General features: G+C 61.0%; 23 protein-coding genes and 1 pseudogene. 16 read left to right on the top strand and 8 right to left on the bottom strand.

What is annotated here, in order from left to right:
• Genes DKB71_RS10065 through DKB71_RS10095 form a run of 7 tightly spaced genes read left to right on the top strand, consistent with a single transcriptional unit; the run spans position 1 to position 8,757 of the window.
• Positions 1 to 2,466 (top strand): efflux RND transporter permease subunit, encoded by a 2,466-nt coding sequence (locus tag DKB71_RS10065; RefSeq protein WP_408600241.1) that lies wholly within the window; start codon positions 1 to 3, stop codon positions 2,464 to 2,466.
• Positions 2,456 to 3,706, top strand: coding sequence for an MFS transporter (locus DKB71_RS10070; protein ID WP_408600242.1), 1,251 nt, complete (start codon positions 2,456 to 2,458; stop codon positions 3,704 to 3,706). Before DKB71_RS10065 ends, DKB71_RS10070 begins: the two co-directional genes overlap by 11 nt.
• Before the next feature lie 13 nt (positions 3,707 to 3,719).
• Complete coding sequence (locus DKB71_RS10075) at positions 3,720 to 4,301, top strand: cupin domain-containing protein (RefSeq protein WP_408600243.1); 582 nt, start codon at positions 3,720 to 3,722, stop codon at positions 4,299 to 4,301.
• Positions 4,298 to 5,281, top strand: coding sequence for a fumarylacetoacetate hydrolase family protein (locus DKB71_RS10080; RefSeq protein WP_274077834.1), 984 nt, complete (start codon positions 4,298 to 4,300; stop codon positions 5,279 to 5,281). The genes DKB71_RS10075 and DKB71_RS10080 overlap by 4 nt, the downstream gene beginning before the upstream one ends.
• A 10-nt stretch (positions 5,282 to 5,291) precedes the next feature.
• Positions 5,292 to 6,296: an NAD-dependent epimerase/dehydratase family protein gene (locus tag DKB71_RS10085; protein ID WP_408600244.1), complete on the top strand. Its 1,005-nt coding sequence runs from the start codon at positions 5,292 to 5,294 to the stop codon at positions 6,294 to 6,296.
• On the top strand, positions 6,274 to 7,068 hold the full coding sequence (locus tag DKB71_RS10090; RefSeq protein ID WP_408600245.1) for a cyclase family protein: 795 nt from the start codon (positions 6,274 to 6,276) through the stop codon (positions 7,066 to 7,068). Before DKB71_RS10085 ends, DKB71_RS10090 begins: the two co-directional genes overlap by 23 nt.
• A gap of 45 nt (positions 7,069 to 7,113) precedes the next feature.
• Positions 7,114 to 8,757, top strand: a complete 1,644-nt coding sequence (locus tag DKB71_RS10095) for an arylsulfatase (RefSeq protein ID WP_408600246.1) — start codon at positions 7,114 to 7,116, stop codon at positions 8,755 to 8,757.
• A gap of 60 nt (positions 8,758 to 8,817) precedes the next feature.
• Here the strand turns inward: DKB71_RS10095 and DKB71_RS10100 are convergent, their stop codons facing one another.
• The 4 genes from DKB71_RS10100 to DKB71_RS10115 all read right to left on the bottom strand — a co-directional run bounded on the left by DKB71_RS10100 (position 8,818) and on the right by DKB71_RS10115 (position 13,707).
• Complete coding sequence (locus DKB71_RS10100; RefSeq protein WP_408600247.1) at positions 8,818 to 10,095, bottom strand: OprD family porin; 1,278 nt, start codon at positions 10,093 to 10,095, stop codon at positions 8,818 to 8,820.
• Positions 10,096 to 10,132: 37 nt separating this feature from the next.
• Positions 10,133 to 11,467: an MFS transporter gene (locus DKB71_RS10105; RefSeq protein ID WP_408600248.1), complete on the bottom strand. Its 1,335-nt coding sequence runs from the start codon at positions 11,465 to 11,467 to the stop codon at positions 10,133 to 10,135.
• Between the two features lie 185 nt (positions 11,468 to 11,652).
• Positions 11,653 to 12,720: a Rieske 2Fe-2S domain-containing protein gene (locus DKB71_RS10110; protein WP_408600249.1), complete on the bottom strand. Its 1,068-nt coding sequence runs from the start codon at positions 12,718 to 12,720 to the stop codon at positions 11,653 to 11,655.
• Between the two features lie 33 nt (positions 12,721 to 12,753).
• Positions 12,754 to 13,707 (bottom strand): PDR/VanB family oxidoreductase, encoded by a 954-nt coding sequence (locus DKB71_RS10115; protein WP_408600250.1) that lies wholly within the window; start codon positions 13,705 to 13,707, stop codon positions 12,754 to 12,756.
• Positions 13,708 to 13,999: 292 nt separating this feature from the next.
• Between DKB71_RS10115 and DKB71_RS10120 the strand changes: the two genes are divergently transcribed.
• A complete protein-coding gene (locus DKB71_RS10120; RefSeq protein WP_408600251.1) occupies positions 14,000 to 14,470 on the top strand; it encodes a MarR family winged helix-turn-helix transcriptional regulator in 471 nt (156 codons plus the stop codon).
• A gap of 77 nt (positions 14,471 to 14,547) precedes the next feature.
• Here the strand turns inward: DKB71_RS10120 and DKB71_RS10125 are convergent, their stop codons facing one another.
• Positions 14,548 to 14,943 (bottom strand): RidA family protein, encoded by a 396-nt coding sequence (locus DKB71_RS10125; protein WP_408600252.1) that lies wholly within the window; start codon positions 14,941 to 14,943, stop codon positions 14,548 to 14,550.
• A 140-nt stretch (positions 14,944 to 15,083) separates the two neighbouring features.
• On the opposite strand from DKB71_RS10125, the gene DKB71_RS10130 reads away from it, so the two are divergent.
• The 4 genes from DKB71_RS10130 (at position 15,084) to gabP (ending at position 19,491) form a co-directional block, all read left to right on the top strand.
• The gene (locus DKB71_RS10130) at positions 15,084 to 16,004 is read left to right on the top strand and encodes a LysR family transcriptional regulator (RefSeq protein ID WP_408600253.1); all 921 of its coding nucleotides are present in this window, start codon (positions 15,084 to 15,086) and stop codon (positions 16,002 to 16,004) included.
• A gap of 421 nt (positions 16,005 to 16,425) precedes the next feature.
• The gene (locus tag DKB71_RS10135; protein ID WP_408601075.1) at positions 16,426 to 16,962 is read left to right on the top strand and encodes a hypothetical protein; all 537 of its coding nucleotides are present in this window, start codon (positions 16,426 to 16,428) and stop codon (positions 16,960 to 16,962) included.
• 140 nt (positions 16,963 to 17,102) lie between these two features.
• The gene (locus DKB71_RS10140; RefSeq protein WP_408600254.1) at positions 17,103 to 17,942 is read left to right on the top strand and encodes an alpha/beta fold hydrolase; all 840 of its coding nucleotides are present in this window, start codon (positions 17,103 to 17,105) and stop codon (positions 17,940 to 17,942) included.
• A 148-nt stretch (positions 17,943 to 18,090) separates the two neighbouring features.
• Positions 18,091 to 19,491 carry a GABA permease gene (gene gabP / locus DKB71_RS10145; protein WP_408600255.1) on the top strand — a complete coding sequence of 467 codons (1,401 nt, stop codon included), beginning with the start codon at positions 18,091 to 18,093 and terminating at the stop codon, positions 19,489 to 19,491.
• A 6-nt stretch (positions 19,492 to 19,497) separates the two neighbouring features.
• On the opposite strand, the gene tspO is transcribed toward gabP, so the two are convergent.
• Positions 19,498 to 19,938 carry a tryptophan-rich sensory protein TspO gene (gene tspO, locus DKB71_RS10150; RefSeq protein ID WP_408600256.1) on the bottom strand — a complete coding sequence of 147 codons (441 nt, stop codon included), beginning with the start codon at positions 19,936 to 19,938 and terminating at the stop codon, positions 19,498 to 19,500.
• A gap of 266 nt (positions 19,939 to 20,204) precedes the next feature.
• Between tspO and DKB71_RS10155 the strand changes: the two genes are divergently transcribed.
• From DKB71_RS10155 to DKB71_RS10170, 4 genes are all read left to right on the top strand, one after another.
• The gene (locus tag DKB71_RS10155; RefSeq protein WP_408600257.1) at positions 20,205 to 21,035 is read left to right on the top strand and encodes an alpha/beta fold hydrolase; all 831 of its coding nucleotides are present in this window, start codon (positions 20,205 to 20,207) and stop codon (positions 21,033 to 21,035) included.
• Between the two features lie 211 nt (positions 21,036 to 21,246).
• Entirely contained in the window at positions 21,247 to 21,552 is a 306-nt protein-coding gene (locus DKB71_RS10160; RefSeq protein WP_323609148.1) for a transposase, read from the top strand.
• Positions 21,549 to 22,385, top strand: coding sequence for an IS3 family transposase (locus tag DKB71_RS10165; RefSeq protein ID WP_408600077.1), 837 nt, complete (start codon positions 21,549 to 21,551; stop codon positions 22,383 to 22,385). The genes DKB71_RS10160 and DKB71_RS10165 overlap by 4 nt, the downstream gene beginning before the upstream one ends.
• A 136-nt stretch (positions 22,386 to 22,521) precedes the next feature.
• A complete protein-coding gene (locus DKB71_RS10170) occupies positions 22,522 to 23,970 on the top strand; it encodes an MFS transporter (protein WP_408600258.1) in 1,449 nt (482 codons plus the stop codon).
• A 6-nt stretch (positions 23,971 to 23,976) separates the two neighbouring features.
• On the opposite strand, the gene DKB71_RS10175 is transcribed toward DKB71_RS10170, so the two are convergent.
• Both DKB71_RS10175 and DKB71_RS10180 read right to left on the bottom strand, forming a co-directional pair.
• Positions 23,977 to 24,903, bottom strand: a complete 927-nt coding sequence (locus DKB71_RS10175) for a transporter (protein WP_408600259.1) — start codon at positions 24,901 to 24,903, stop codon at positions 23,977 to 23,979.
• 205 nt (positions 24,904 to 25,108) lie between these two features.
• Positions 25,109 to 25,255 (bottom strand): annotated as a pseudogene (locus DKB71_RS10180) (helix-turn-helix domain-containing protein); the annotation flags it as partial.

Consider the following 25,255-nt stretch of genomic DNA (forward strand, 5'->3'; position numbering starts at 1 on the left):
ATGAAGTCTTTCGACAACGCCACGGCCAGCCTGGCGAATTTCGATCCGCGCTCCGGTTCGGTGGTGGAACGCACGCTGTTCAACCACCGCCTGTGGGTGCTGTTGGTGTGTGTGCTGACCACCCTGGTGCTCGGCTATCAAGCCACCCGTATCGAGCTCAACGCCAGCTTTGAAAAGATGATCCCCACGCAGCAACCGTACATTGCCAACTACCTTGAGCACCAGAAACAGCTCACCGGCCTGGGCAATGCCTTGCGCATCGTGGTCGCCAACCGTCACGGCGATATCTATGACGCCGAGTACCTGAAGACCCTGCAGGCCCTGAGCGACCAACTCTACCTGCTGCCAGGCGTCGACCGCGCGTACATGAAGTCGCTGTGGACTCCGGCCACCCGCTGGGTCGCCGTGACCGAAGACGGCCTCGACGGCGGCCCGGTGATCCCGGACGACTACAGTGGCACCGCCGCCAACCTCGACGCACTGCGGCGCAATGTGCAACGCTCCAATGAACTCGGGCAACTGGTGGCGTTCGACCAGACCTCGAGCATCATCTACGTGCCGTTGCTGGCCGCCACCACCGACGGCAAGCCGCTGGATTACGCGGTGCTTTCTGAACAGCTGGAGACCCTGCGCAGCACTTATCAAAACGCCAACATCGACATTCACATCACCGGTTTCGCGAAAAAAGTCGGCGACCTGATTGCCGGCCTGAAGCAGATCCTGCTGTTCTTTGCCGTCGCGATCCTGATCACCACCGCCGTGCTCTACTGGTACACCCGCTGCCTGCGCAGCACCGTGCTGGTGGTGCTGTGCTCGCTGGTGGCGGTGGTCTGGCAGCTCGGTTTGCTGCCCTTGCTGGACTACCAACTGGACCCGTACTCGGTGCTGGTGCCGTTCCTGGTGTTTGCCATCGGCATGAGCCACGGCGCGCAGAAAATGAACGGCATCATGCAGGACATCGGCCGGGGCATGCACCGGGTGGTGGCGGCGCGATTCACTTTCCGCCGGCTGTTCCTCGCCGGCCTCACGGCGCTGCTGTGTGATGCCGTGGGTTTTGCGGTGCTGATGCTGATCAAGATCCAGGTCATTCAAGACCTCGCGGTGATCGCCAGCATCGGCGTGGCAGTGTTGATCTTCACCAACCTGATCCTGCTGCCGGTGTTGCTCTCCTATGTCGGCGTGACACCGCGCGCGGCGCAACTGAGCCTGAAGAGCGAACAGGCCGAGCAAACCGGACAGACACGCCATGCCTTCTGGCGTTTTCTCGACCTGTTCACCCATCGTCGCTGGGCCAGCCTGTGCATCGCCATCAGCCTGGCGCTGGCGGCGCTCGGTTTTGTGGTCAGCCTGCAACTGAAAATCGGCGACCTCGACGCCGGTGCGCCGGAGCTGCGTGCGGACTCGCGCTACAACCAGGACGATGCCTACCTGACCCGTCATTACGGCGCCAGCAGCGACCTGTTCGCGGTGATGGTGAAAACCCCGGCCAGCAGCTGTGCGCGCTATGACATCCTGGCCAAGGTCGATGCCCTGGACTGGCAGCTGCGCGCCTTGCCGGGGGTGGACTCGACCAACTCGCTGGCGTTGCTCAACCGGCGCATGCTGGTCGGCCTCAGTGAAGGCAACCCCAAGTGGTACGAGCTGCAGAACAACCAGGCGATGCTCAACATGATCACCGCCAGCGCACCGCGCGGCTTGTACAACGAAGACTGCAGCCTGCTGACCCTGTACGCCTACCTCACCGACCACAAGGCCGAGACGCTGACCCGCCTGGTCGAGCACGTGGAAAAATTCGCCGCGGTGAATAATACCGACGAGGTGCAATTCCTCCTGGCCGCCGGTAACGCCGGCATCGAAGCCGCGACCAACATCGTCGTCAAACAAGCCAACCGCGAGATGCTGATCTGGGTGTATGGCGCTGTGATTCTGCTGTGCCTGATCACCTTCCGCTCGTGGCGCGCCACGCTGTGCGCGGTGATTCCGTTAATGCTGACGTCCATCCTCTGCGAAGCCTTGATGGTCTGGCTGAACATCGGCGTGAAAGTCGCCACGCTGCCGGTGATCGCCCTGGGCGTGGGCATCGGTGTCGACTATGCGCTGTACGTGATGAGCATTCTCCTCGGCCATCTGCGCCAAGGGGCGAGCCTGTCCGAAGCCTATTACCGCGCCCTGGTGTCCACCGGCAAGGTGGTGATGCTGACCGGTATCACCCTGGCCATCGGTGTCGCGACCTGGACGTTTTCACCGATCAAGTTCCAGGCCGACATGGGCGTGCTGCTGGCCTTCATGTTCGTCTGGAACATGGTTGGCGCCTTGGTATTGCTGCCTGCGCTGGCGTACTTCCTGTTGCCCGCGCGTAGCGAGGCGCAGGGGCCAGTGACGGTGCGTAATGTCGCGGGTTCCGAGACGGCGGTGCTAGCCAACGTTCCACACCTGCGCATCAAGGAGCAGTGCCATGGTCGCTAACGCCTTTGTAGAAAACTCCACCCGAAAGGCCGGATGGGTGCAATCGCTGTTGTTGCTGCTGGGCAGTTGTCTGCCGGTGCTGGGCGCGGTACTGCTGGCCCCGGTACTGCCGCGGATGCAGGCGCATTTCGCCGACGTGCCCGGCAGCAGCGTACTGGTGCCTGTGGTGTTGACCTTGCCGGCCTTGGTGATTGCCCTGCTGGCGCCGTTCGCCGGGCTGATCGCCGATCGCCTGGGGCGCAAGCCGTTGCTGCTGGCCAGCATGTCGCTGTACGTGCTCTGCGGCGTGCTGCCGCTGTGGCTCGACTCGCTGCCGGCGATCGTGCTCAGCCGTGCGGGCATCGGTTTGGCCGAGGCGGGCATCATGACCTGCTGCACCACGCTGATGGGTGACTACTACAGCGGCGCCCGGCGGGAGCGCCTGTTTGCCTTGCAGATGGTCGCCACCTCGTTGTCGGCGGCGGTGTTTATCGCGCTGGGTGGCTTCCTCGGGCAAAACGACTGGCGCACGCCCTTTGCGCTGTACGCCGTGGGCCTGGTTTTCCTGCCGCTGATGGCCTGGAAACTGTGGGAGCCACAGGCCGCTGCGCAACCCGATCAAACCACACGGCTCCTGCCCGCCGGCCAGTTTCCGTGGCGCGCGCTCACGCCCCTGTATGGGCTGTCGCTGCTGGCAGGGTTGAGCCTGTTCATCGTGCCGGTGCAGGCCGGATACCTGCTCAACCTGCTGCACGTGGATGCCCCGCAACAGATCGGCATGACCATGGGCGCCAATCAACTGGGCGTGCTCATTGGCGCGTTGAGTTTTCGCCTGTTCAGCGGGATGCGTGGGCAGCACATGTTGTTGATTGCCTACGTGCTGGCGGGCAGCGGCGGGCTGCTGATGGCGGACGCCTTGACCCATGTGCAGGTCGTGGTCGCCGTGACCATCAATGGCCTGGGCATTGGCCTGATGCTGCCGACGTTGATCACCTGGATCATGGCGCAAGTCAATTTTCATCAACGCGGGCGGGCGGCCGGGTGTTTTACCGCGGCCATCTTCGCCGGCGAATTCATCAGCCCCCTGGTGGTGCTCGGCGTGACCGGTGGCGTCGTCACTGCGCTACCCCATGCGTTGGCCATTGTCGGTGGCCTGCAACTGTTGGTGGCAGTGTTCTGCCTGGCCGTACCTCGGCTCGGTGGCCTGGTGCCCCACGCGAATGTTGTTGTCGGTGGCACCACCACCGGCGACGGAAAGTGAACGAGGATTTCCCATGCAAACGCTTCCTGAATTCAAACGAGTGGTCACCGGGCACGATGAACATGGCCAGGCCATCGTCGCCAGCAACGGGCCGACGCCGAACGTGTTCCCGCTGGCGTCGGTACCGGGCACGGTGTTTCATGAACTGTGGAACAGCAGCACCAGCCCGGCGTTGCTGGACAACGCCAGTGATCCCAGCAGCAAACCCCTGCAACTGAGCCCCGGCCCCCTGGGTAGCGTGATTCGGGTGGTGGATATTCCACCGGACAGCGTGCAGAACCAGGTCAGCGCTGAAAGTGCCGCGGCAGTGTTCGCCGAAATTGGCCAATCCCACGCTGGCACGGGCAAAGCCGACTCCCGGCACAAGTTGATGCACCGCACCGAAACCCTCGACTACGGCATCGTCACCGAGGGTGAAGTGTGGCTGGTACTGGACGAGGAAGAAGTGCACCTCAAGCGCGGCGACGTCGTGGTGCAACGCGGCACCAACCATGCCTGGAGCAACCGCACCGAAGCGATGGCGCGCATGGTCTTCATCCTGCTCGACGGACGCTTCGCGGCTGAGTTGAGCCCTGCCCAAGGAGCATCCGCATGAAACTCGCCACCCTGAAAAACGCCAGTCGTGATGGACAGCTCGTCGTGGTCTCGCGGGATCTCGCCTGGGCACTGGACGCCAGTTCCGTGGCGCCGACCTTGCAGCAGGCCATCGAGAACTGGAGCAGCGTCGAGCCGCGCTTGCAGGCGCTGTCGAGTGAGTTGAATGCGGGCACAGCGGCAGACGCTTTCGCATTCGATCCCGCCCAGGCCATGGCGCCGTTGCCCCGCGCTTATCAGTGGTGCGACGGCTCCGCTTTCCTCAGCCACGGTGCGCTGATGCAGAAAGCGTTCAACCTCGACCCCATCGACGGCGTCGAACACACACCTTTGATGTACCAGGGCGCCGGTGACGATTTCATCGGCCCGCGCGACGACATCGCGTTGCCGAGCGAGAGCCAGGGCATCGACTTCGAAGGCGAATTCGTCGTGCTGGTGGATGAGGTGTCGATGGGCTGCGACGCGCAACAGGCGCTGCAGCACATCAAGCTGATCCTGCAAATCAACGACGTCAGTTTGCGCGCCCTGGCCCCCCGGGAAATGCGCACGGGCTTCGGTTTCCTCCAGGCCAAACCCTCGTCCAGCTTCGCCCCGCTGGCCATTACCCCGGACGAATTGGGTGACGCCTGGCGCGACGGTCGCGTGCATCTGCCTTTGCAGGTGCACTGGAATGGCCAATGGTTCGGTCAGCCCCACGGCGGCCAGATGAATTTCAACTTTGGCCAGTTGATCGCCCATGCCGCGCTGACTCGCCGGTTGGGCGCTGGCACCCTGATCGGTTCCGGCACCGTGTCGAATGCCGAACGCAGTGCCGGGTCGGCCTGCATCGCCGAACGTCGCGCCATCGAGATGATCGAGCAGGGCGCCGCGCAAACCGGCTTCATGCGCTTTGGCGACCGCGTGCACATGGACGTGCTGGATAACGATGGCCAGTCGTTGTTCGGCGCGATCGATCAACGTGTCGTTCAGGCCCAGGGCTGAGGGGCGCTCTATGCGAGTGTTGATTACCGGAGCCAATGGTTTTGTCGGACGAGAGCTGGTGCGTTGCCTGCTGGCGCGGGGCAGTTTGCGCGGCCAGCACATTGGTTCGTTGTTGGTGCTGGACAGGGACTTGCAGGGTTTGCCGGATGACGCCCGTCTGCGCCGTCATTTCGGCAGCGTGACCGATCCCGCACTGATGCGCCGGGTGTTGGCCGACGGCATCGACGTGGTGTTCCATCTGGTCAGCATTCCCGGAGGCGCGGCTGAAGAGCAGTACGAACTGGGCTATCAGGTCAACCTGCTGGCCAGCCTGGAACTGCTCAACCAACTGCGCAACAAAAGCCAGCCACCGGTCCTGGTGTATGCCAGCAGCGTCGCGGTGTACGGCGGTCATCTGCCGGAACGCATGAGCGAGGCCGCCGAGCTGCGCCCGCAATTGTCCTATGGCACGCACAAGGCCATGGTCGAAAGCGCGGTGAGCGACCTGGCCCGGCGCGGCGATGTCGACGGTCGTGCGTTGCGCCTGCCGGGCATCGTCGCCCGGCCCCGTGAGCCCAATGGCTTGCGGTCGGCGTTCATGAGCGACCTGATGCGCGCGTTTGCCGAGGGTGAAGCCTATCAATGCCCGGTCTCGCCAGCGGCGACGGCCTGGTGGATGTCGGCGCGCTGCTGTGTGAACAACCTGATCCACGCGGCCGAGCTCGATGGCGCCGTGCTCGGGGCTCAGCGGGTATGGCAGTTGCCGGTGCTGCAGTTGTCCATCGCCCAGGTGATCGACGCACTGGCCGAGCGTTATGGACAGGAGCGCCGCAGGCTGATCAGTTTTTCCCCCGACGCCGGGCTGGAAGCCTTGTTCGGGCGCATGCCCCCCCTGAAAACCCCACAAGCCCGTGCCGCCGGTTTCAGCCATGACCGCAATGCTGCCGCGCTGGTGCGCAATGCCCTTAACCCCGCGGCCCCCCGACACCTGCCGCTGACCGGAGAGACCTTTCATGTCACAGCCAACCAAGCCTAAACGTCGTCTCGTGGACCTCTCGGTCACCCTCGACAACAACCCCTACACCGATCCGCCACCGTTGCTGCCGAAGATCGATTACATGGATCACCAACAAGGCTGGCCGGAAATGGCAGCGATGTTCCCCGGCTTGCAGCTCGAACAGATGCCGGGCAATGAATCCTGGGCCGCCGAACGACTGCACATCACCACCCACAGCGGCACGCACATGGACGCGCCCTGGCATTACGCCTCGACCACCGATGGCGGTCAGCCGGCCTTTGGCATCGATGAGTTGCCGCTGGATTGGTGCCTGCAACCGGGGGTGAAGCTGGACTTTCGGCACATGGCGGACGGTCATGTGGTGACCGCCGATGAGGTCGAAGCGGAACTGTCGCGTATCGGCCACGTGTTGCGGCCGCTGGATATCGTGCTGATCAACACCCGTGCCGGCGCGTTGTTTGGCCAGCCGGGTTATCTGGATGCCGGCGTCGGCATCGGCCGTGAAGCCACGATGTACCTGCTGGAGCGTGGGGTACGGGTGGTCGGTACCGATGCCTGGAGCTGGGACGCCCCCTTCAAATACACCCGCGAGCGTTTTGCCGCCGACGGCGATGCCTCGATCATCTGGGAAGGGCACAAGGCCGGGCGCGATATCGGTTATGGGCAAATGGAAAAGCTCGCCAACCTGGAATCCTTGCCGGCCAGTGGATTTCTGGTGTCGTGTTTCCCCTACAAGATCAAGCATGCTTCGGCGGGGTTTGTTCGCGCGGTGGCGATCTTCGAAGAGTAAGCCGCGCTGGAAACCCTCCTCGATCAACACAATAAGAGAGAACACATGCCTCTTTTGCGTCTGCCTCAAACCTTACTGACGGCCGTGCTGGCAGTGAGTAGCAGCCTGGCCATGGCGGCCAGCGCTGACTCGGCAAAGCCCAATATCCTGCTGATCGTGGCCGATGACCTGGGGTATTCCGACCTGGGCAGCTATGGCGGCGAAATCAATACGCCCACCCTGGATCAACTGGCCAAGGACGGTTTGCAGTTCACCAACCTGTACGCCGCGCCGACCTGTTCGATCACCCGCTCGATGCTGATGTCCGGCACGGACAACCACCTCGCCGGACTCGGCACCATGGCGGAAGCCTTGCAACCCTTTCAACGGGGCAAGCCGGGTTACGAGGGCTATCTGAACCAACGTTCCTATTCGATCGCCAAACTGCTGAAACAGGGCGGCTACAGCACCCTCATGGTCGGCAAATGGCACCTGGGTCTGGAGACGGACCAGGGACCGGATCAGCGCGGCTTCGAGCAGTCGTTTACCTTGCTGGAGGGCGGTTCGTCGCACTTCAAACCCGCCAGTGTCGACCCGGCAAAAATCGAGCAAGTGCACTACCGGGAAAACGGCAAGGCCGTGGAGTTGCCGGAGAATTTCTATTCCTCGGACTTCTACACCGACAAACTGATCAGCTACCTGCAAAACAGCCAGAAGGACGGCAAGCCGTTTTTCGCCTATGCGGCGTTCACCTCGCCGCACTGGCCGCTGCAAGCACCGAAGGAGTACCTGGACAAGTACAAAGGTCGGTTTGACCAGGGCTATGACAGCGTACGGCTGGCGCGGATCGAACGGATGAAAAAACTCGGCCTGATGGCGGGCGATGCCCAACCGGCGAAGCCGCTACCGGTGAATCCCAAGCTGCCGGGCTGGGAGCAACTGAGCCCTGAGCAGCAAAAGGTCGAGGCGCGGAAGATGGAAATCTACGCCGCCATGGTCGACAACCTCGACCATAACATTGGCCGCCTGGTCGACTACCTGCGCAAAAGCGGGCAGTACGACAACACGCTGATCGTGTTCATGTCGGACAACGGCGCGGCAGGGGAGAACCACGCCCAGTTCTATCCACCGGGCCCACACACCGACAATAGCTATGCCAACCTCGGGCAGAAGGGTTCGCAGATCGACTATGGCCTGCGCTGGGCTGAAGTCAGCGCGGCACCTTTCCACCTGTTCAAAGGCACCACCGCAGAAGGCGGCATCAGCGTGCCGGCGATCGTTCAACTGCCCAAGTCACTGCGTCGCCAGGGTGTGGAACGCGGGGTTGCGCGGGTGGATGACCTGGCGCCGACCTTCCTCGAGCTGGCGGGTATCGAAGCGCCAACGGACGCAGGTAAACACCCGATTACCGGCAAATCCATGCTGCCGATGCTTGCCGGCAAGGGCAGCCCGCACATTGACGATAGCCTGGCCGGCGAGCTGTTTGGCAATGCCTATTACCGCGAGGGAAACCTGAAACTGCTAGGCATGCGCCCCCAAGCAGGTTTTGGCGATAACGCGCAGCCGCCGCAATGGCAATTGTTCGATCTGGCCCAGGATCGCGGCGAAACCACCGACCTGGCGGCCGCCCAACCCGAGACGGTGCAACGGCTCAAGGCTGCCTGGTTGAAGTATGCCGAGCGGGTCGGCGTGGTGTTCCCACCGCATTGACCGGGTTGCCCTCATGCACCCGTACGGATGCATGAGGGCAGACGCTTTTGCTGCCGTCAGTCACCAGACCTTGAGTGTGTAGTCGACATTGATCCGGGTTTCGTTGTCACTGCGGAATGTCGAGGCTGCACTCTGCTCATTGCGATACAACGCGTGGCGCAGGCGCAGGGCGAGGTTCTTGGCCGGGCCTGACTGTATGACATAGGCCAGCTCCAGGTCTTTCGAGGACTCCGTCAGGTTGCTGCCCCCCAGATGAGGCAGGTCGATGGGGCTTCCTCTCAAGTAGCGGGCCATGCCGGTCAGCCCCGGCAGGCCCACAGCGGCGAAGTTGTAGTCATAACGCGCCACCCAGGTGCGCTCCTTCGGGTTGACGAAGTCTGCACTCATGGTGCCATCGCTGAGCACCGTCGGCTCCCCACCGGCAATGTAGGCCATCGCCGTGTCGCCGGTCTGGTACATGTACCCCAGGCCCAAAGTGTGGGCTGCGATCTGGTAGCTGAACATGGCGCCAGCGTTGAGGTTGTCCACCTTGCCGGCTTCTGCCCGACCGTTCTCCCGACTGCTGTAGACCCGCACATCGGTCTTCAGCTTGCCAGGGCCGAGGGGCAGCAGGTGGATGCCGCCTGCAAAGTCCTGGGTGTAGATGTCCTTCAGTTCGGCGTGGAAATAGCGCAGCGTCAACGTGTCGGACCAGCGATAGTCGCCGCCGATGAAGTCAAAGCGTTCGGAGCTGGCGCCGGGTTTGAAGCGGCCATTGGGCGACGCCAGTGAGATGGGCTGATAGTCGGTGGAGTCGCGCAGGTTCACGCGGTCCATGCGTCCGGTGTGCAGCGTGAGGTCGTCGATGTCTTCGGAAACCGCATAGGCGCCGCGAAAGGATTGCGGGAGCAAACGCGCAGGGCTCGCGGTGATAACCGGCAGGGCAGGGAACTGCGTGCCAATGGACAGGCGGGTCTTGGAGATCTTCGCTTTGAGCGCCACGCCCAGCTCTGAGTATTCGTCTGCGGCCTCGCGGGTCTTCGGGTCGTAGGGCAGCAGTTGAGTGCCGGTCCGATCGGGCGATGAGTCCAGCTTGAGCCCGAGCATGCCGGTAAGATCCAGGCCGAAGCCGACCGTCCCGTCCGTGAAACCAGAATTGGCCCTGAGGATGAAACCCTGGGCCCACTCACGGGCGGCCGAATACGGACTGGTACTTTTGTAATCCCGATCCAGGTAGAAATTGCGTGCAGTCAGGCTGGCGCTACTGCCGTCCACGAAGCCTGCGCAGGCGGTGGAAGAGGCGCAGGCTGCCGCCATGCCCAGGCCGTAGAGCCATGGGCATTCGATTCGGTTGTGCATGTGAGGTGTCCTGTTCTTGTTCTTGTGGTTAGACGGGTCAGGCGTTGGTGGCGGTGCTCAGGTGCAGTAGCCGTTGTGGCTTCAACAGCCAGACGGCGAGGGCGGCGAGGACGAACGAGAGGGCAAACAGCAGGTAAAGGTCGGCGGGCTGCCACTGGGCATCGATCAACCGGCCCGCCACCAATGGCGAGAGGATCGCGCCGGCGCGGCCGATGCCGATGCCCCAACCCAGGCCGGTGACGCGCTGGGTGGCGCTGTAGATGCTTGGGGTCAAAGCATAGAGCCCGGCGACGCAGCCGTTCACAAAGATGCCGATCAGCAGGACCAGGGCGAAGGCCAGGTTCAGGTGGGTGGTGAACTGCACGAAGATGGCCAGCAGTACCGCGTTGATCACCAGGTAAGCCATCAGTACCCGGGACAGACGAAAGCGTGCCGCCAGCAGGCCGATCAGCGAAGTGCCGAGAATGCCGCCGACGTTGAGCAGCACGCCGCCAGTGATTCCCTGCGTATTCGACAGGCCGGCCGACACCAGCAGCCTCGGCGTCCAGCTCATGACGAAGTAGAAGCCGAACATCACCAGGAAGAAGGCGCACCAGACGAGCAAGGTCGAGCGCAGCAGGGCTGGCGAGAACAGTTCTGCAAAGGTCGCCCGTAGCGGTTTCCTGGCGTCCTGCAACACCTCGGGCAAACGCTCGAGCGAGGTGATCGCCACGCGTTTGAGCAGGATATTGATACGTTCCAGCGCACGCCGGGGTTGGCGAGACAGCAGGAAAGCCAGGGACTCGGGCAACCAGAATGCAAGGATGGGCAGGGTCAGCAGCGTCGCTACGCCACCGTAAAAGAACACCGAACGCCAGCCCAGGGACGGGATGATCTGCGCGGCGATGAGGCCGCCGATCGTGGCGCCCAGTGCATAGGCCGTGGATTGCAGGCTGATGGCCAGGCTGCGCCACTTCTTGTTGGCGTACTCCCCGGCGATGACGTAGCTGCTGGCCAGGATGCCACCGATGCCAAGCCCGGTGATCAGGCGCAGAACGGCGAGCATTTCCGGGGAGGTCGCCCTGGATGACGCCAGCATGCCCAGCCCGGCAATGCCGACACACAGCAGGATCAGCGGCCGTCGCCCGATGCGGTCGGCCCAGGGCGCGATAAACAGCGAGCCAATCGCCATGCCGACCAGCCCGGCGCTGAGCAGGTAGCCGAGGTGAGTGCCGCTCAGGCCCCAGTCGGCGGAAATGGAAGCGGCGGTGAACGCCATCACCAATACATCGAAACCATCGAGCATGTTGATCAGAAAGCAGAGCGCAATCACGCCCCACTGGAAGCTGAGCATGGGTTTTTCGTCCAGCTGTTGCCCAATCGACTGGCTCATGGCGTCAGGCTCCGAGGCTGTGGGTAGGCAGTAGGTGTGAACGACGGGCAGCCGAAACCACCCCGCCAAAGCAGGGATTGCAGTGAGTACATGTCGATACCTTCTTGTTTTTGTGGGTCAGTGGAGCATGCAAGGGCCCGGAAAATGCGCACGCACTCTTAATCGGTACGCGTGCGCTGGGTACTTCAGGAAGTGGATTGGCGCAGTTGCTCGATGATGCGGCGGGCGCGATTGGCACCGGCATCGACATGGATGTCGATCATCGGGCGCACGCCAAACCGGCACATGTTCCGGTACTGGTCTTCGATCACCACCTTGTCCTCATCGAAGGTCAATATCGTTTGCTCAACCACCTTGGCCTTGATGGCTTCCGGATCGCTTTCGGGGTTGGTGGCAATGGTCCAGAAGTAGTGACTGGTGGTTGCAGTCTCGGGTGTGACCCCGTGGAATCCGCGCATATGGAAACCACCGCGATCGGGGTCGTCCAGGTCCTCGGTACCGGCATTTACCGCTCCGGTCCAGATGCGCAGATGGCTGACGTGAAATTCGATTTCCTGCCAGCGGTCCACGGTGCCTTTGAACGGGTAGGCGGCCGTGTAGGTGGGCGGTGGAACGGAGTCCGGCATGTGGCGCACGACCCGCACCACATCGCCTTCACTTTCCACACTCATCCGCGCATTCATGTGGATGCTGGCGCTGCCGCCGATGGTGCGCAGGTGGACATAACCCAGATGGCTCAAGTCCATCAGGTTGTCGTGAATCAGCTGGTAAGGCGCGTCGTAGTGGTAAACGTTGCCGTCGAACAGGTACTTGCCGCTGCTGTGGACAGGGTAGGTCGGCGGCTCGCAGGTCGGCTCCGATTGTGACTCGCTGCCAAACCAGATCCAGACGATCTGGTCCTGCTCACGCACGTGGTAGGCGGGCACTTTGGCCTTGCTCGGAATCTTGTCCTGGCCAGGGATCTCGACGCATTTTCCGCGTTCATCGTACAGCAGGCCATGGTAGCCGCAACGAATGCCGGATTCTTCGAGTGTGCCGCTCGATAATGGCAGTGCCCTGTGGCAGCAGCGGTCTTCCAGCGCGGCGACCTCGCCACTGGGTTTGCGAAACAGCACGACAGGCTTGTTGAGCAGCGTGCGGCCCACGGGTTTGTCCTTCAACTCCCAACCCAGCGCAGCGACGTACCACTGGTTCAGGGGAAAGTCAGGCAAGGCCGGCGCTGCAATTTCTTCGGCAAGCGACTGGATGTTCATGGGTGTTCTCCAGGTTTCATGTTGTTGTTCGATTCAGAGATCCAGCACCAGGCGCGATGATCTGGCGCGAGAGCAGCAGGGGGTAAAGCGGTCGTTGGCGGCCTGTTCAGCCACTGTCAGAAACTGGTCCCGGTGCTCGGGTATGCCCTTCAGAACCCGGGTTACGCAGGTACCGCAGACGCCTTGCTCGCAGGATGACTCGATCTCGATACCGGCCTCGTCCAGCACTTCGAACACCGTACGTTCGGCAGGAATCTGAAAGACCCGGCCGCTGCGTGCCAGCTCGACTTCGAAGGGGGCATTGGCGCTTTGATCGACAGGTTCTGCGGCGAAGAACTCTTTGTGTACGCGGTCCTGGGACCAGCCCGCGTTCTGCGCAGCGTCGAGGATGTAGTTCATGAAACCGCCCGGCCCGCATGTATAAAGATGGGTGCCAGCGTCGGGTGTGGCGAGCAAGGTGGGCGCATCCAGCTTCTGGATGGGCGAGCCGCTGTCGTCGTGAAGCTTGATGCGATCGGCGAAAGGCGTCTGCGCCAGCAGCGCAACGAACGCCGCGCGGTCGCTGGATCGAAAGCAGTAATGCAACTCGAAGTCGGCGCCCTGGTGCGAAAGCTCATAGGCCATGGCCAGCATGGGCGTGATGCCGATGCCACCGCCAAACAGCAGGTGTCGGCTGGCTGAGTGCTCCAGCGAGAAAAGGTTGCGCGGAGCACTGATGGTCAGCGTTTGCCCTGACCGTACCTGCTCGTGCATGGCCTTGGAACCGCCCCGGGAGTTCGGGTCCTTGAGCACGCTGATCAGGTAGCGATGGCGCTCCCTGGGATCGTTGCACAAGGAGTACTGCCGGGTGAGGCCGTCGGCAATGTGAACGTCGATGTGGGCACCGGCTTCGAACACCGGTAGCGTGCTGCCGTCCGCGGCACATAATTCGAAACTGCAGATACCTTCGGCTTCGTCGGCTTTGCGGGTGACGTTGACTTGAAGCATGACTTGTCCCTCCACACTGAAGTGGCTGCTGAAAAAAACTGGGTTAGAGCATTGGCCAGGGAGGCAGGTCAGCCGGGCGCTGGCGCGTGGAGGACGATCGTTTGCTTGGGCAACGCGAAGGCGATGAGAGTGAAGGGGTTCATGACCAGGACCTGATAATTATTTTTATGAGTCAGGGCGACGGCCTATCATGCGAATCATCGCCCGTGACGTTCGGTAGGGAAATCCTCCGATTATTTAGTTGCGGTGTCAACTAATATTCCAAGACCCGCCGATCCAAGGTGTTTGCTCAATGTCCGCAGAATCCCAGCTGAACCTGACGCGTTATGTCCCTGCACTGCTGAATTTCCTGTCCAACAAGCTCTCCTCGGGGGCGTCGCAGTGCTATCGCAAGCATTTCGGCATCGGTGTGGTCGAGTGGCGAATGCTCTCGATGCTCGCCGTGGAAAATGACATCACTGCCAATCGAATCTGTCAGACGATCGGCCTCGACAAGAGTGCGGTCAGCCGTTCACTGCAATCGCTGGAAGTGGCCGGGCACATTTGCAGCCAGGTCGATTCCAAGGATGCACGGCGCTACACCGTCAGCCTGACTGACAGTGGCAAAGCGCTGCATGATCGGGTGCTCAAGGTTGCACTGGAACGCGAACGGCGGTTGCTCAGTGGGCTCTCAGCTTCGGAAGTGGACACGTTGATCGAGTTGTTGGGCCGCCTCCATGCCCAGGTCGCCAACGTGAACGATTACGATCCAGTCGACGCTTGAATCCCCGTGAACGAATAGCGCTCTCTGGAAAAAACAAACTGTTTCCTTTGGCGATCGGAGGAGGGACTGAGTCGGGTCTATTGCGGTAGTTTGGCAATCACCTTGATCTCGAAGTCGAAGCCGGACAGCCAGGTCACGCCGATAGCGGTCGCCGTCGGGTAGGGCGCTTCGCCCCAGTACTCGGCCGCTACCTCCCAGATGGTTTCGAATGTCGAGTCGGGCTCGACCATGAAGATGATCGTGTCGACCACATCCTCGAAACTACTGCCGGCCTCGGCCAGGATCGCGTTGAGATTGGTGAAGGCCAGGCGCACCTGCGCCGCGAGGTCCGGCTCGGCCGAGCCATCCTTGCGGCTGCCGACCTGACCGGATACGAACAGAAAACCGTTGGAGCGAATCGCCGGCGAGTAGCGGTGCAGTTCGTACAGTGCATGGCGATCAGGCGGGAAAACGACATCACGTTCAATGGTCATTGCATAGCTCCTTCGGGGCCATCGCGGCCCGTTGCTGATGATGGAACTACTGTAGAAAGTCGGCCGACGTGGATAAACAAGCAACTCTGGTCATGACTGTTTGTAGAATCCAAACTATCCAGACCCGAGTGAGGCGTGAAATGGACCGTTTCGATGCGATGCAGGCCTTCGCCCGAGTGGTGGAAACCGGCAGCTTCACCAAGGCGGCAGCCACCCTGCACATGAGCAAGACCAGCGTGACGCAGCTCGTCCAGCAACTGGAAGCGCGGCTGCGCGTGCGCCTGCTCAACCGCACCACACGCAAGGTCAACGTCACCGCCGATGGCGCGGCCTACTACGAGCGCGTCACCCGGCTGCTGGCCGATATGGACGACGCCGAGACCAGCCTGTCCAGCGCGTCGATGACACCGCGCGGGCGGCTGCGGGTGGATGTGCCCAGTCCGCTGGCGCGAATGCTGCTGATACCCGCCTTGCCCGGGTTCTTTGCACGCTACCCGGAAATCCAGCTGACCGTCGGTGTGAGCGATCGAATCGTCGACATCATTGGCGAAAACGTCGACTGCGTGTTGCGTGGCGGCGAGATCACCGATCAGTCCCTGGTGGCAAGGCATGTGGGCGATCTGCAACTCGGTATCTATGCCGCGCCGGGCTACCTGCAGCGCTGCGGTACGCCGACGCACCCACGTGAGCTGGAGGAGGGCGGGCACAATACCGTCGGCTTTCTCTGGTTTCGTACAGGCAAAGCCTTGCCCTACGCGATGCAGCGGGGCGAGGAACGCATCGAGGCCCAGGGCCGCCCGCAGCTGACGGTCGACGACGGCAATGCCTACCTCGCCGCAGGTCTGGCGGGTCTGGGCATGCTCTGGCTACCGCAGTACATGGCCAAACCGCACGTGGTCAGCGGCGAGCTGCTGCCACTGTTTGAGGACTGGCACATGGCACCGATGCCGATGTACCTGGCATTCCCGCCCAATCGCCATGTCAGCGCCAAGGTGCGGGTATTCATCGACTGGGTAATGGAATTGATGGCCGAGCACGCGCCGGTGGTTGGACGGGGTTGAGGGTGGAGGGGGCTTTTGGCCCTATGCAGGCTTTCAGGCTCATCAAGTGGCCACCTCTGTCCAGCTCAAGGTGGCTGTCTCACGCCATGTCACGTCACTGATCCCGTATTTCTCGGCTTGAGGCCTGGAGACGACTTTAAGCGGCGGCCTTCCCGGTTTGAAAATCAGGTTCCTTGACCCATTCCTTAAAAAATCGCGACATGGCGCTTCTGGGCCGCTGGTTTTTCCGCGCGATGTAGAGAGCGTTTGCGTTGTGTAAGTTTTGCTCAGCGAAGGATCGAGCGACGACTGGTGAAGTAAACGTCTGAGTGGTAGTACGCCGTGCCGCTCGTCGAATTTGAAGAATCTTTAGAAAATTTTCTCAGGCCCATCACCTTCAGATGAAATGGCCACCGTACCAACCGATCAGAGTGAAACCATCGTGCCGAAAATCCTGACCTCTCACATCGATCAAACCGAGCTGAGCGAGCACAACGCAAAGATGTTTGGCTCGCCCAAAGAACGCTTGGATTTCTACCGAAGGGAGATTCAGTACGAGACCAGTATCCTCGCCAATCGGACGGACGCTTACCTGGCCGCACAGTCGTTTCTGGTGATTGCCTTTGCTTCCTGCATGGCCAATCTGAACCCCGAGTGGGGCAAGCTGTTCACGTTGGTGGTACCCCCGTTTCTGGCATTGTTTGGGGTGCTCAGTTCCCTGAATGCCTGGCCCGGCATTCGCGCGGCCTATGACATTATCGATCACTGGTATTTCAAGCAGAGCGAGCTGCTGAGCAGTGAGCCGCTGATGGGATTGGCCTACGACGAATCCCCTTTGTTTTCCGAACGAGAGTCCACGCATAAAGGCTACCGCAAAGCCTTGTTGTTTTCGGTGCGTACGCCATGGATCTTTACCACATTCTGGATACTGCTCGGGGCCTGGTCGATCTTCATTCAAGTTTCAAACCCAGGCGCCTGAGCGGGGAAGATTTCAATGCTCAAGATCATCAGTGCCCACGACTTGAAGATCGACCTGGACAGCGCCAATGAAAGGCCCCAAAACCGTCGAGGGTGTTATTCCTGCCATTGAGATCCATGAGGCAGGCCAGGGAGGAATCCATGACAACGCACAAGTTGACCATTCAAGATTTGCAGTTGAACGTTTCAATCCGCGGCCAAGGTTCACCGCTGCTCTTGCTCAATGGCCTGGGTGGTTTGATCCGTACCTTCGATCCCCTGCGCGATGAACTGGTGGGCTACAGGACCATTACGCTGGATGTGCCCGGGGTCGGAAAATCGCAAATGCCCCGCAGGCCGATGCGTCTGCCGCGCCATGCCGACCTGATCGCCGAGATGCTCAAGCAATTGGGGATCGAACAGGTCGATGTGTTCGGTGTGAGTTGGGGCGGTGCATTGGCGCAAGAATTCGCCCTGCGTTACCCGGGCATGGTGCGTCGGCTGATCCTTGCCGCGACCTCCGCCGGCCCGGCGATGCTGGTGAAGCCCGCCGATATCCTGGATTTTTTTCGCAGTAGCAAACGTGTCAAACCGGGCAAGCAGGAAGGCTCGAGCAATTCGCTACAGACGCTGCTGCGCTTCGGTGTGGTGAACGGCATGCTCACGGCCAACCCGCGGACCTATTACCACCAGCTAGCCGCCCTGGTCGGCTGGACCAGCCTGCTGCGGCTGTTCCGTCTGCGCCAGCGCACGCTGATTCTCACTGGCGAACGCGACACCCTGGTGCGGCTGTACAACGCGCACATCCTGCGCCGCGCCATCCGCCGTGCCGAATTGTACGTCCTGCAGGGCGAGGGGCATTTTTTCGTGGTGACCAGCGCCAGGCGAACCGCCGAAGCGATACGCGAATTCCTCAGCCAGCAACACGACGATGAAGAGCCTGCGCTGATGATCGCCAACGGCATGTACAAGCCACGCCTGCAGCCATCCGAGCGCAATTGATTGCGATGCCGGCTAATTGACCGACGAGTCTTGGCCGTGAACGAATAGCTCGCCCGTGTCGAGATCAGACACGGAGGCGGCGTGATCAGGTAACTGATTTGGCGGAAAAGCCGGGTAAGGTGGCGCATCTTTTGCCGCGGTGCACACAATGACAAGCCCGAGTTCCAAGGATTCGAACGGCCAATTGGCGCAGGGCTTCAAGCCTCGTCACGTCACCATGCTTTCCATCGCCGGCATCATCGGTGCCGGATTGTTCGTCGGCTCGGGACATGCCATTGCGGCGGCCGGTCCGGCCGTATTGCTGGCCTATCTGTTCTCCGGCCTGCTGGTGGTGCTGGTCATGCGCATGCTCGGGGAAATGGCGGTGGCCAATCCCGATACCGGGTCATTTTCGACCTATGCCGACCAGGCCATCGGGCGCTGGGCCGGCTTCACCATCGGATGGCTCTACTGGTGGTTCTGGGTCCTGGTGATCCCTATCGAAGCACTGGCCGCCGGCCATGTGCTGAACCAATGGTTTCCCCAGATCGATGCCTGGCTGTTCGCCCTGGCGTCGATCATTGCGTTGGTGATCACCAACCTGTTCAGTGTCTCCAAGTACGGCGAGTTCGAATTCTGGTTCGCCATGGCCAAGGTGGTGGCGATCATCGGTTTCATCGGCGTGGGGTTTGCCGTGTTGATGGGCTGGGTGCCCGATCGGCAGGTCAGCGGCTTGAGTGGCCTGATGGCCGAACACGGCGGGTTCGCCCCCAACGGCCTGTCGGCGGTGGTGGGCGCCTTCATCACCATCATGTTCAGCTTCATCGGGACGGAGGCGGTGACCATCGCCGCCGCCGAATCCGATAATCCCTCGCAGAACATTGCCAAGGCCACCCGCTCGGTGATCTGGCGCATCGGCGTGTTCTACCTGTTGTCGATTTTCGTGGTCATCTCCGTGGTGCCCTGGAATGATCCGCTGCTGGCTTCCGTGGGCTCCTACCAGCGCGCACTGGAAATCATGAACATTCCCCACGCCAAGTTCATGGTGGACGTGGTGGTGCTGATCGCCGTGGCCAGTTGCATGAACTCCTCGATCTACATTGCCTCGCGCATGCTGTACTCGCTGGGTCGTCGTGGCGATGCGCCGAAAGCGCTGAAGGCGACCTCCAGCGAAGGCGTGCCGCGGGCAGCCGTTATCGCCAGCACCGTGCTGGGCGCCGCGATCACCGTGTGGAGCTACTTCATGCCTGCCGGCCTGTTCCAGTTCCTGCTTGCCAGTTCAGGCGCCATCGCCTTGCTGGTGTACCTGGCCATTGCCGTATCGCAGTTGCGCATGCGGCGGATGTTGCGTCGGCAGAAGGTCGAGCTGACCTTTCGCATGTGGCTGTTTCCCTGGCTGACGTGGCTGGTGATCGTGTTCATCTGCGCGGCGCTGGCGGTGATGATGATCACCCCCGAGCACCGCACCGAAGTGAGCACCACCATCGGCCTGGCGCTGGCGATTTCCTTTATCGGCCTGGTGACATCCCGTCACCCAGCACAGGCTGCAAGGGCGACTTCAGTGGGCTAGGTGGTATCAGCGGTTATTGCGCCAGATGGAAAAATTCAACGCGGCCGCTACACACAGCCAGGCAATGTAAGGAAAGAAGATCAGGCCAGTGATGACGTCGAGCCGCACTGCCATTACCACCATTGCCACGGCCACCAGCCAGAGCAGTGCCAGGATCAGCATGGCGGCGAGAAGGTGGTGCGCGCCGAAGAACACCGGCGTCCACAGCGTATTCAGCGCAATCTGCGCCGCCCATAACGCCAGCACCACCTGGCTACCCGGTATCAAGGTCATCCGGTATCCGCCCCAGGCGAGCAGCAGGTAGATGGTCGTCCAGGCGAGGGGAAACACCCAATTGGGCGGCGTGAAGCCGGGTTTGACCAGGGATTCGTACCACTGGCCCGGTTTGAACAGGATGCCAGTGCTGGCGGCCGCCGCACAGGCGAGCAGAAAAATGAAAAAAGTCATCACAAGTCCTTGGCTGAGGGTCAGCTGTCCGGGGTAGACAGGCCTTATGGCCGTCTTAAACAAGGGACGCCCGGCAAAGGGAAAAGTTTGGATCGAGGGATGACATTTCTCTGGTCACGCGGATGCGTGATGACACTAATCCGCTGATTTCCCCCAGTTCGCCTATCCTCATACTCCTGCCAAAAAGCATTGATCTTGAAGTTGCCTTTGAACCCAAGGTGTTTTGGCGGCCAGGCGGTGCAACCTTTCATTGAGGAGACGCGAACATGGGGTATGTCACTACGCAGGACGGTGTCGAGATCTTTTACAAAGACTGGGGGCCGCGCGAGGCCCCGGTGATCTGGTTTCATCACGGATGGCCACTGAGTGCCGATGACTGGGATGCCCAGATGCTGTTTTTCCTGGCGAACGGCTACCGGGTGATTGCCCACGACCGGCGCGGCCACGGGCGCTCCAGTCAGGTCTGGGACGGGCACGACATGGATCACTATGCCGATGACGTCAGGGCCGTGGTCGACCACCTTGGCGTGCAGGGTGCCGTCCATGTAGGGCACTCCACCGGCGGTGGTGAAGTCATCCATTACATTGCCCGGCACGGCGAAAACCGCGTGTCGAAGGCCGTCATCATCAGCGCCGTGCCACCCTTGATGGTGCAGACCCCTGGCAATCCGGGCGGCTTGCCCAAGTCGGTGTTCGATGACTTGCAGGCGCAGCTCAAGGCCAACCGCGCCCAGTTCTACCGTGACGTTCCGGCGGGGCCTTTCTACGGGTATAACCGCCCGGGTGCAACACCGTCCGAGGGCAACATCCAGAACTGGTGGCGACAAGGCATGATGGGCTGTGCCATTGCCCATTACGACGGGATCGTGGCCTTTTCCCAGACCGACTTCACCGAAGATCTGAAGAAGATCACGATCCCGGTGCTGGTGATGCATGGCGATGACGACCAGATCGTGCCTTATGAAGACTCCGGACCGTTGTCAGCCAAGCTGTTGCAAAACGGCACGCTGAAAACCTACCCGGGCTACCCCCACGGCATGCCGACCACTCACGCCGATGCCATCAACGCCGATTTGCTGGCTTTCGTCAGAAGCTAAGCGACACACATCTGTAGGAGCCGGTTTGTTGGGTGTTGCCGGGAATTGCGTCTGGCGGTGATCACCTTGTAGGAGCTGGCTTGCCAGCGAAGGCGGTTTGTCAGGCGAGGAAGATGTCGGCTGTGCGGGCCTCTTCGCTGGCAAGCTGAACTGGCCTAATTATTCCGGACACCTCTTAAGGGCGATATGATTTCGCCAACTTGGAGGTTCCATGAACGAAAGAAAGGTCTACACCCGCGAGTTCAAGCTTCAGGCTGCCAGCATGGTGCTTGATGATAACTGTTCGGTTCCAGATGTTTGTGCATCGCTGGATATCGGGCCCACCGCTTTACGGCGCTGGGTCGATCAGGTTCGCAAGGAACGCGAGGGCCAGGCCGTCAAAGGCACCAAGGCGATTACCGAAGATCAGCGCCAGATTCAGGAGCTAAAAGCCAAGATCAAGCGTATGGAGATGGAGGCCGAGATCTTAAAAAAGGCTACCGCTCTCTTGATGTCGGATCCCGATCGTTTTCGATGATTGCGGAGCTAAGAGAGTCATTCCCGACGGCTATCGTGTGTCGCGTTTTTGGTGTGAAGCGCAGCAGCTTTTATGAGTGGCTTCAGCGGCTCGCCAAGCCGCAGGTCAGACGCGAGGAGCTCAAGCTGAAAGTGGTTGAACTGCACAGCGAAAGCCGTGAAGCCATGGGTTCCAGGATGATTAGCAAGGGCCTGAAGTCGCAAAACATAGCGGTCGGAAGGAGTCTTGTCAGAACACTGATGAGGGAGGCCAACATTGTCAGTAAACAACGCCAGCCGCATCCATTCAGGTCCAAGGGGGTTGAAGCATTTGTTGCGCCTAATCGACTCAAACGCAACTTCAAACCGGCTGCTGTTGATCAGGTCTGGTGTGGCGACGTTACCAGCTTGATGGTGGGTAAGCGCTGGGTTCACCTGGCCATCGTAATTGACCTGTTTGCTCGTCGAGTCATTGGCTGGGCATTCTCTCTAGTCAATGACGCCAACTTGGTGAGCAAGGCGCTACGCATGGCGACAGAGGTACGAACCTGCCCGCCGGGACTGATGTTCCACTCGGATCAGGGCTGTCAGTACACCAGTCGTAAGTTTCAAGAAGAACTGGCCCGCCACGGCATTTTGCAGAGCATGAGTCATCGCGGACAGTGCTGGGACAACGCTCCAACAGAGCGTTTTTTCGGCACACTGAAATCAGAATGGGTTCCCCGCAGCGGCTACAGCATGGTCGAAGAAGCAAAAACCGACATGGTGCGCTTCTTCATGTATTACAACCGCACCAGGCTCCACAGCTACAACAACTACCTGTCGCCAATAGCTATGGAGCAAAAAGCGGCATAAACACCGTAATCGGTGTCCGGGATTACTTGACCAGTTCAAGCCAGCTCCTACAGGTTTGTTGGGTGTGAATGTTGAACTCCCGCTCCTGGGGCTGACTCCTAATTCACAACACACTGCACATGACCCAGTTGTGGCGATGACCCACCAACAAGCCGGCGCGATATTCCAAACCGATCTTCCAGCCCGCCTGGACCGCCTGCCATGGGGCCGCTTTCACACCCTGCTGGTGGCCGCGCTGGGCATCACCTGGTTGCTCGACGGCCTGGAAGTGACCCTGGCCGGCTCGGTGTCCGGCGCGCTGAAAAACAGCCCCGACCTGCGCATGAGCAACTTCGATATTGGCCTGGCGGGTGGCATCTACATCGCCGGCGCCGTGGTCGGTGCCTTGCTGTTCGGCTGGCTGACCGATCGCCTGGGGCGGCGCAAGCTGTTCTTCATGACGTTATGGCTGTACGTCGGCGCCACGGCGGCCGCAGCGTTCTCATTCAATCTGGAAAGCTTCCTGCTGTTGCGCTTCCTCACCGGCATGGGCATCGGCGGTGAATATACGGCGATCAATTCGACCATCCAGGAATTCACCCCGGCGCGCTATCGCGGCTGGGTCGACCTGACCATCAACGGCACCTTCTGGTTAGGCGCAGCCCTGGGCGCCGGCGGGGCCATCGTCCTGCTCGACCCGCAGGTGGTCGGTGGCGACCTGGGCTGGCGCCTGTGCTTCGGCATCGGTGCCGCGCTGGGCCTGGTGATCCTGGTGATGCGCCTGTGGCTGCCGGAAAGCCCGCGCTGGCTGGTGATCCATGGTCGGCACGATGAGGCGCGACAGATCGTCGAAGGCATCGAAGCGCGTCTGCGCGAAGAAGGCCATGAACTGCCGGCCGTGACCGCCCAACCCCTGCGCCTGCACGCGCGGGACCATACGCCGCTGGCGGAGATCTTCCATACCCTGTTCGTCAGCTTCAGGCGCAGGGCGCTGGTGGGAATGACCCTGATGGCTGCGCAGGCGTTCTTCTACAACGCGATCTTCTTCACCTATGCGCTGGTACTGACCGATTTTTACCAGGTGCCCGCCGAGCAGGTCGGCTGGTACGTATTGCCCCTGGCACTGGGCAATTTCTGCGGGCCGCTGCTGTTGGGGCGCCTGTTCGACGTGATCGGCCGACGGGTAATGATCAGCTTCACCTACGCGACGTCCGGGATCCTGCTGGCGCTCAGTGGTTATGCCTTCGCGCAGGGCTGGCTGGATGTCACCCAGCAAGCCGCGGCATGGATGGTGATCTTCTTTTTCGCCTCGGCAGCGGCCAGTTCGGCCTACCTGACCGTGGCAGAAACCTTCCCCCTGGAAATCCGCGCCTTGGCCATCGCCGTTTTCTACGCCTTTGGCACTGGCCTGGGCGGCATCATCGGGCCGATGCTGTTTGGCCAACTGATCCAGACCCAGCAACGCGGCAGTCTGTTGATCGGTTATCTGATCGGCGCGGCGTTGATGTGTGTGGCGGCGCTGGTGCAAGGGGTTTGGGGCGTGGCGGCGGAGCGGCGGGCGTTGGAGCAGGTGGCCAGGCCGTTGTCCCAGGCTGCGGACCCATGAACAGATTCAAAGCCCACCGCCGAAGCGATACTGCCAGATCATGCCAACAGCATCGAATTCGCTGCCGGTGCGGGTATATCCGCCATTACTGGCATTGAGCTTGATCGAATGGTTGCGGTTCAACGGCAGCGTGAGGGTGCACCCGTAGCGGGAGTTTTCCTGATAATCGTGGTTACTGACCCCATCAACCGAGCTTTTACCACCTTCGAACCAGGTCGCATCCAGCGAAGCCCAGACACCGTTGTCAAACGCATAGATAAGATGCCCCTGTACCTGGTAGATCGGGTCCTGGGACAGTACGTGGTCGCCAAGCAGCTCATCATTGTCGGTGAAAAAGGTGCCCGCGCCGGACAGTTCCAGGGTCACTTGCCCCACACGCTTGGAAATCCCGAGTTCAGGCTTGAACGACCAGCGATTGTTGCCCAGGTTAATCAGCCTGCTGTCGTCGTATTGGCCCAGTGGCGCCGTGACCGCCAGGCTGGCGCCGATGATCACATCCTGTTGGTAGCTGGGGAACTCGGCCAGGGACATCGCCGGGGCGCCATACAGGTTGACCGAAAAACGAAACCTTGGATCGATCAACCCGGTGACATCACGCTTCCTGGGTTCACCGGCAAGCAGGGCAGAGCCGGTCAATTTCGCCTCGGGCACGACGACATCGAACTTCCCCGAACGACCCCAGACGTCCAGGGACCGGGCAAAGGCGAACACGACCGTCTCGATCTTGAGCTTGGCATCTTCGAGCGGAATCGAGGGATTGGCCGTCACGTTGCCATGCAGATCGCTGTAGCCGAGGAGCAAAAAATTGATACCGACCGGCGTATTGGCATAGGACCTGGGCTCGAGATCCTCTGCCACTGCACCGGTGGCGAGCATGGCGAGCGAAGCGGATGCGAACCGAATCAACCTGACGACGCAGAGAGTGTGTTTCATCCACATTCGCTCGCTTGCTGTGAGGACCTCCGGGGTTCTATGAGTTGTAGCGCATGTGCATATGTTTGGCACATTCAGCGGCCACCAGCACTGCACGGTCGCACTTGCAGTTTGATCGTATATCCCAGGTCGATCAGTGCCTGGGCATTTTGTTTATTGGATGGGAGTTAAAAGCGAATCGGGATAGAATCTGGAAGAAGACCGATTACTGCAAGGGGTCGTCAAAGAACGCGGAATTTAGAGTACGCTCAGCGTGCGCAGTGGCGGGTACCCAGCGATGCAGCGTAGGAACGGACACGCCATGTTTCTTGGACACGTCCTTGTTCGGAACGCCACTTGCCAGCAAATTCTT

Source organism: Pseudomonas sp. PLMAX, assembly GCF_046042685.1.
Taxonomy (GTDB): domain Bacteria; phylum Pseudomonadota; class Gammaproteobacteria; order Pseudomonadales; family Pseudomonadaceae; genus Aquipseudomonas; species Aquipseudomonas putida_AE.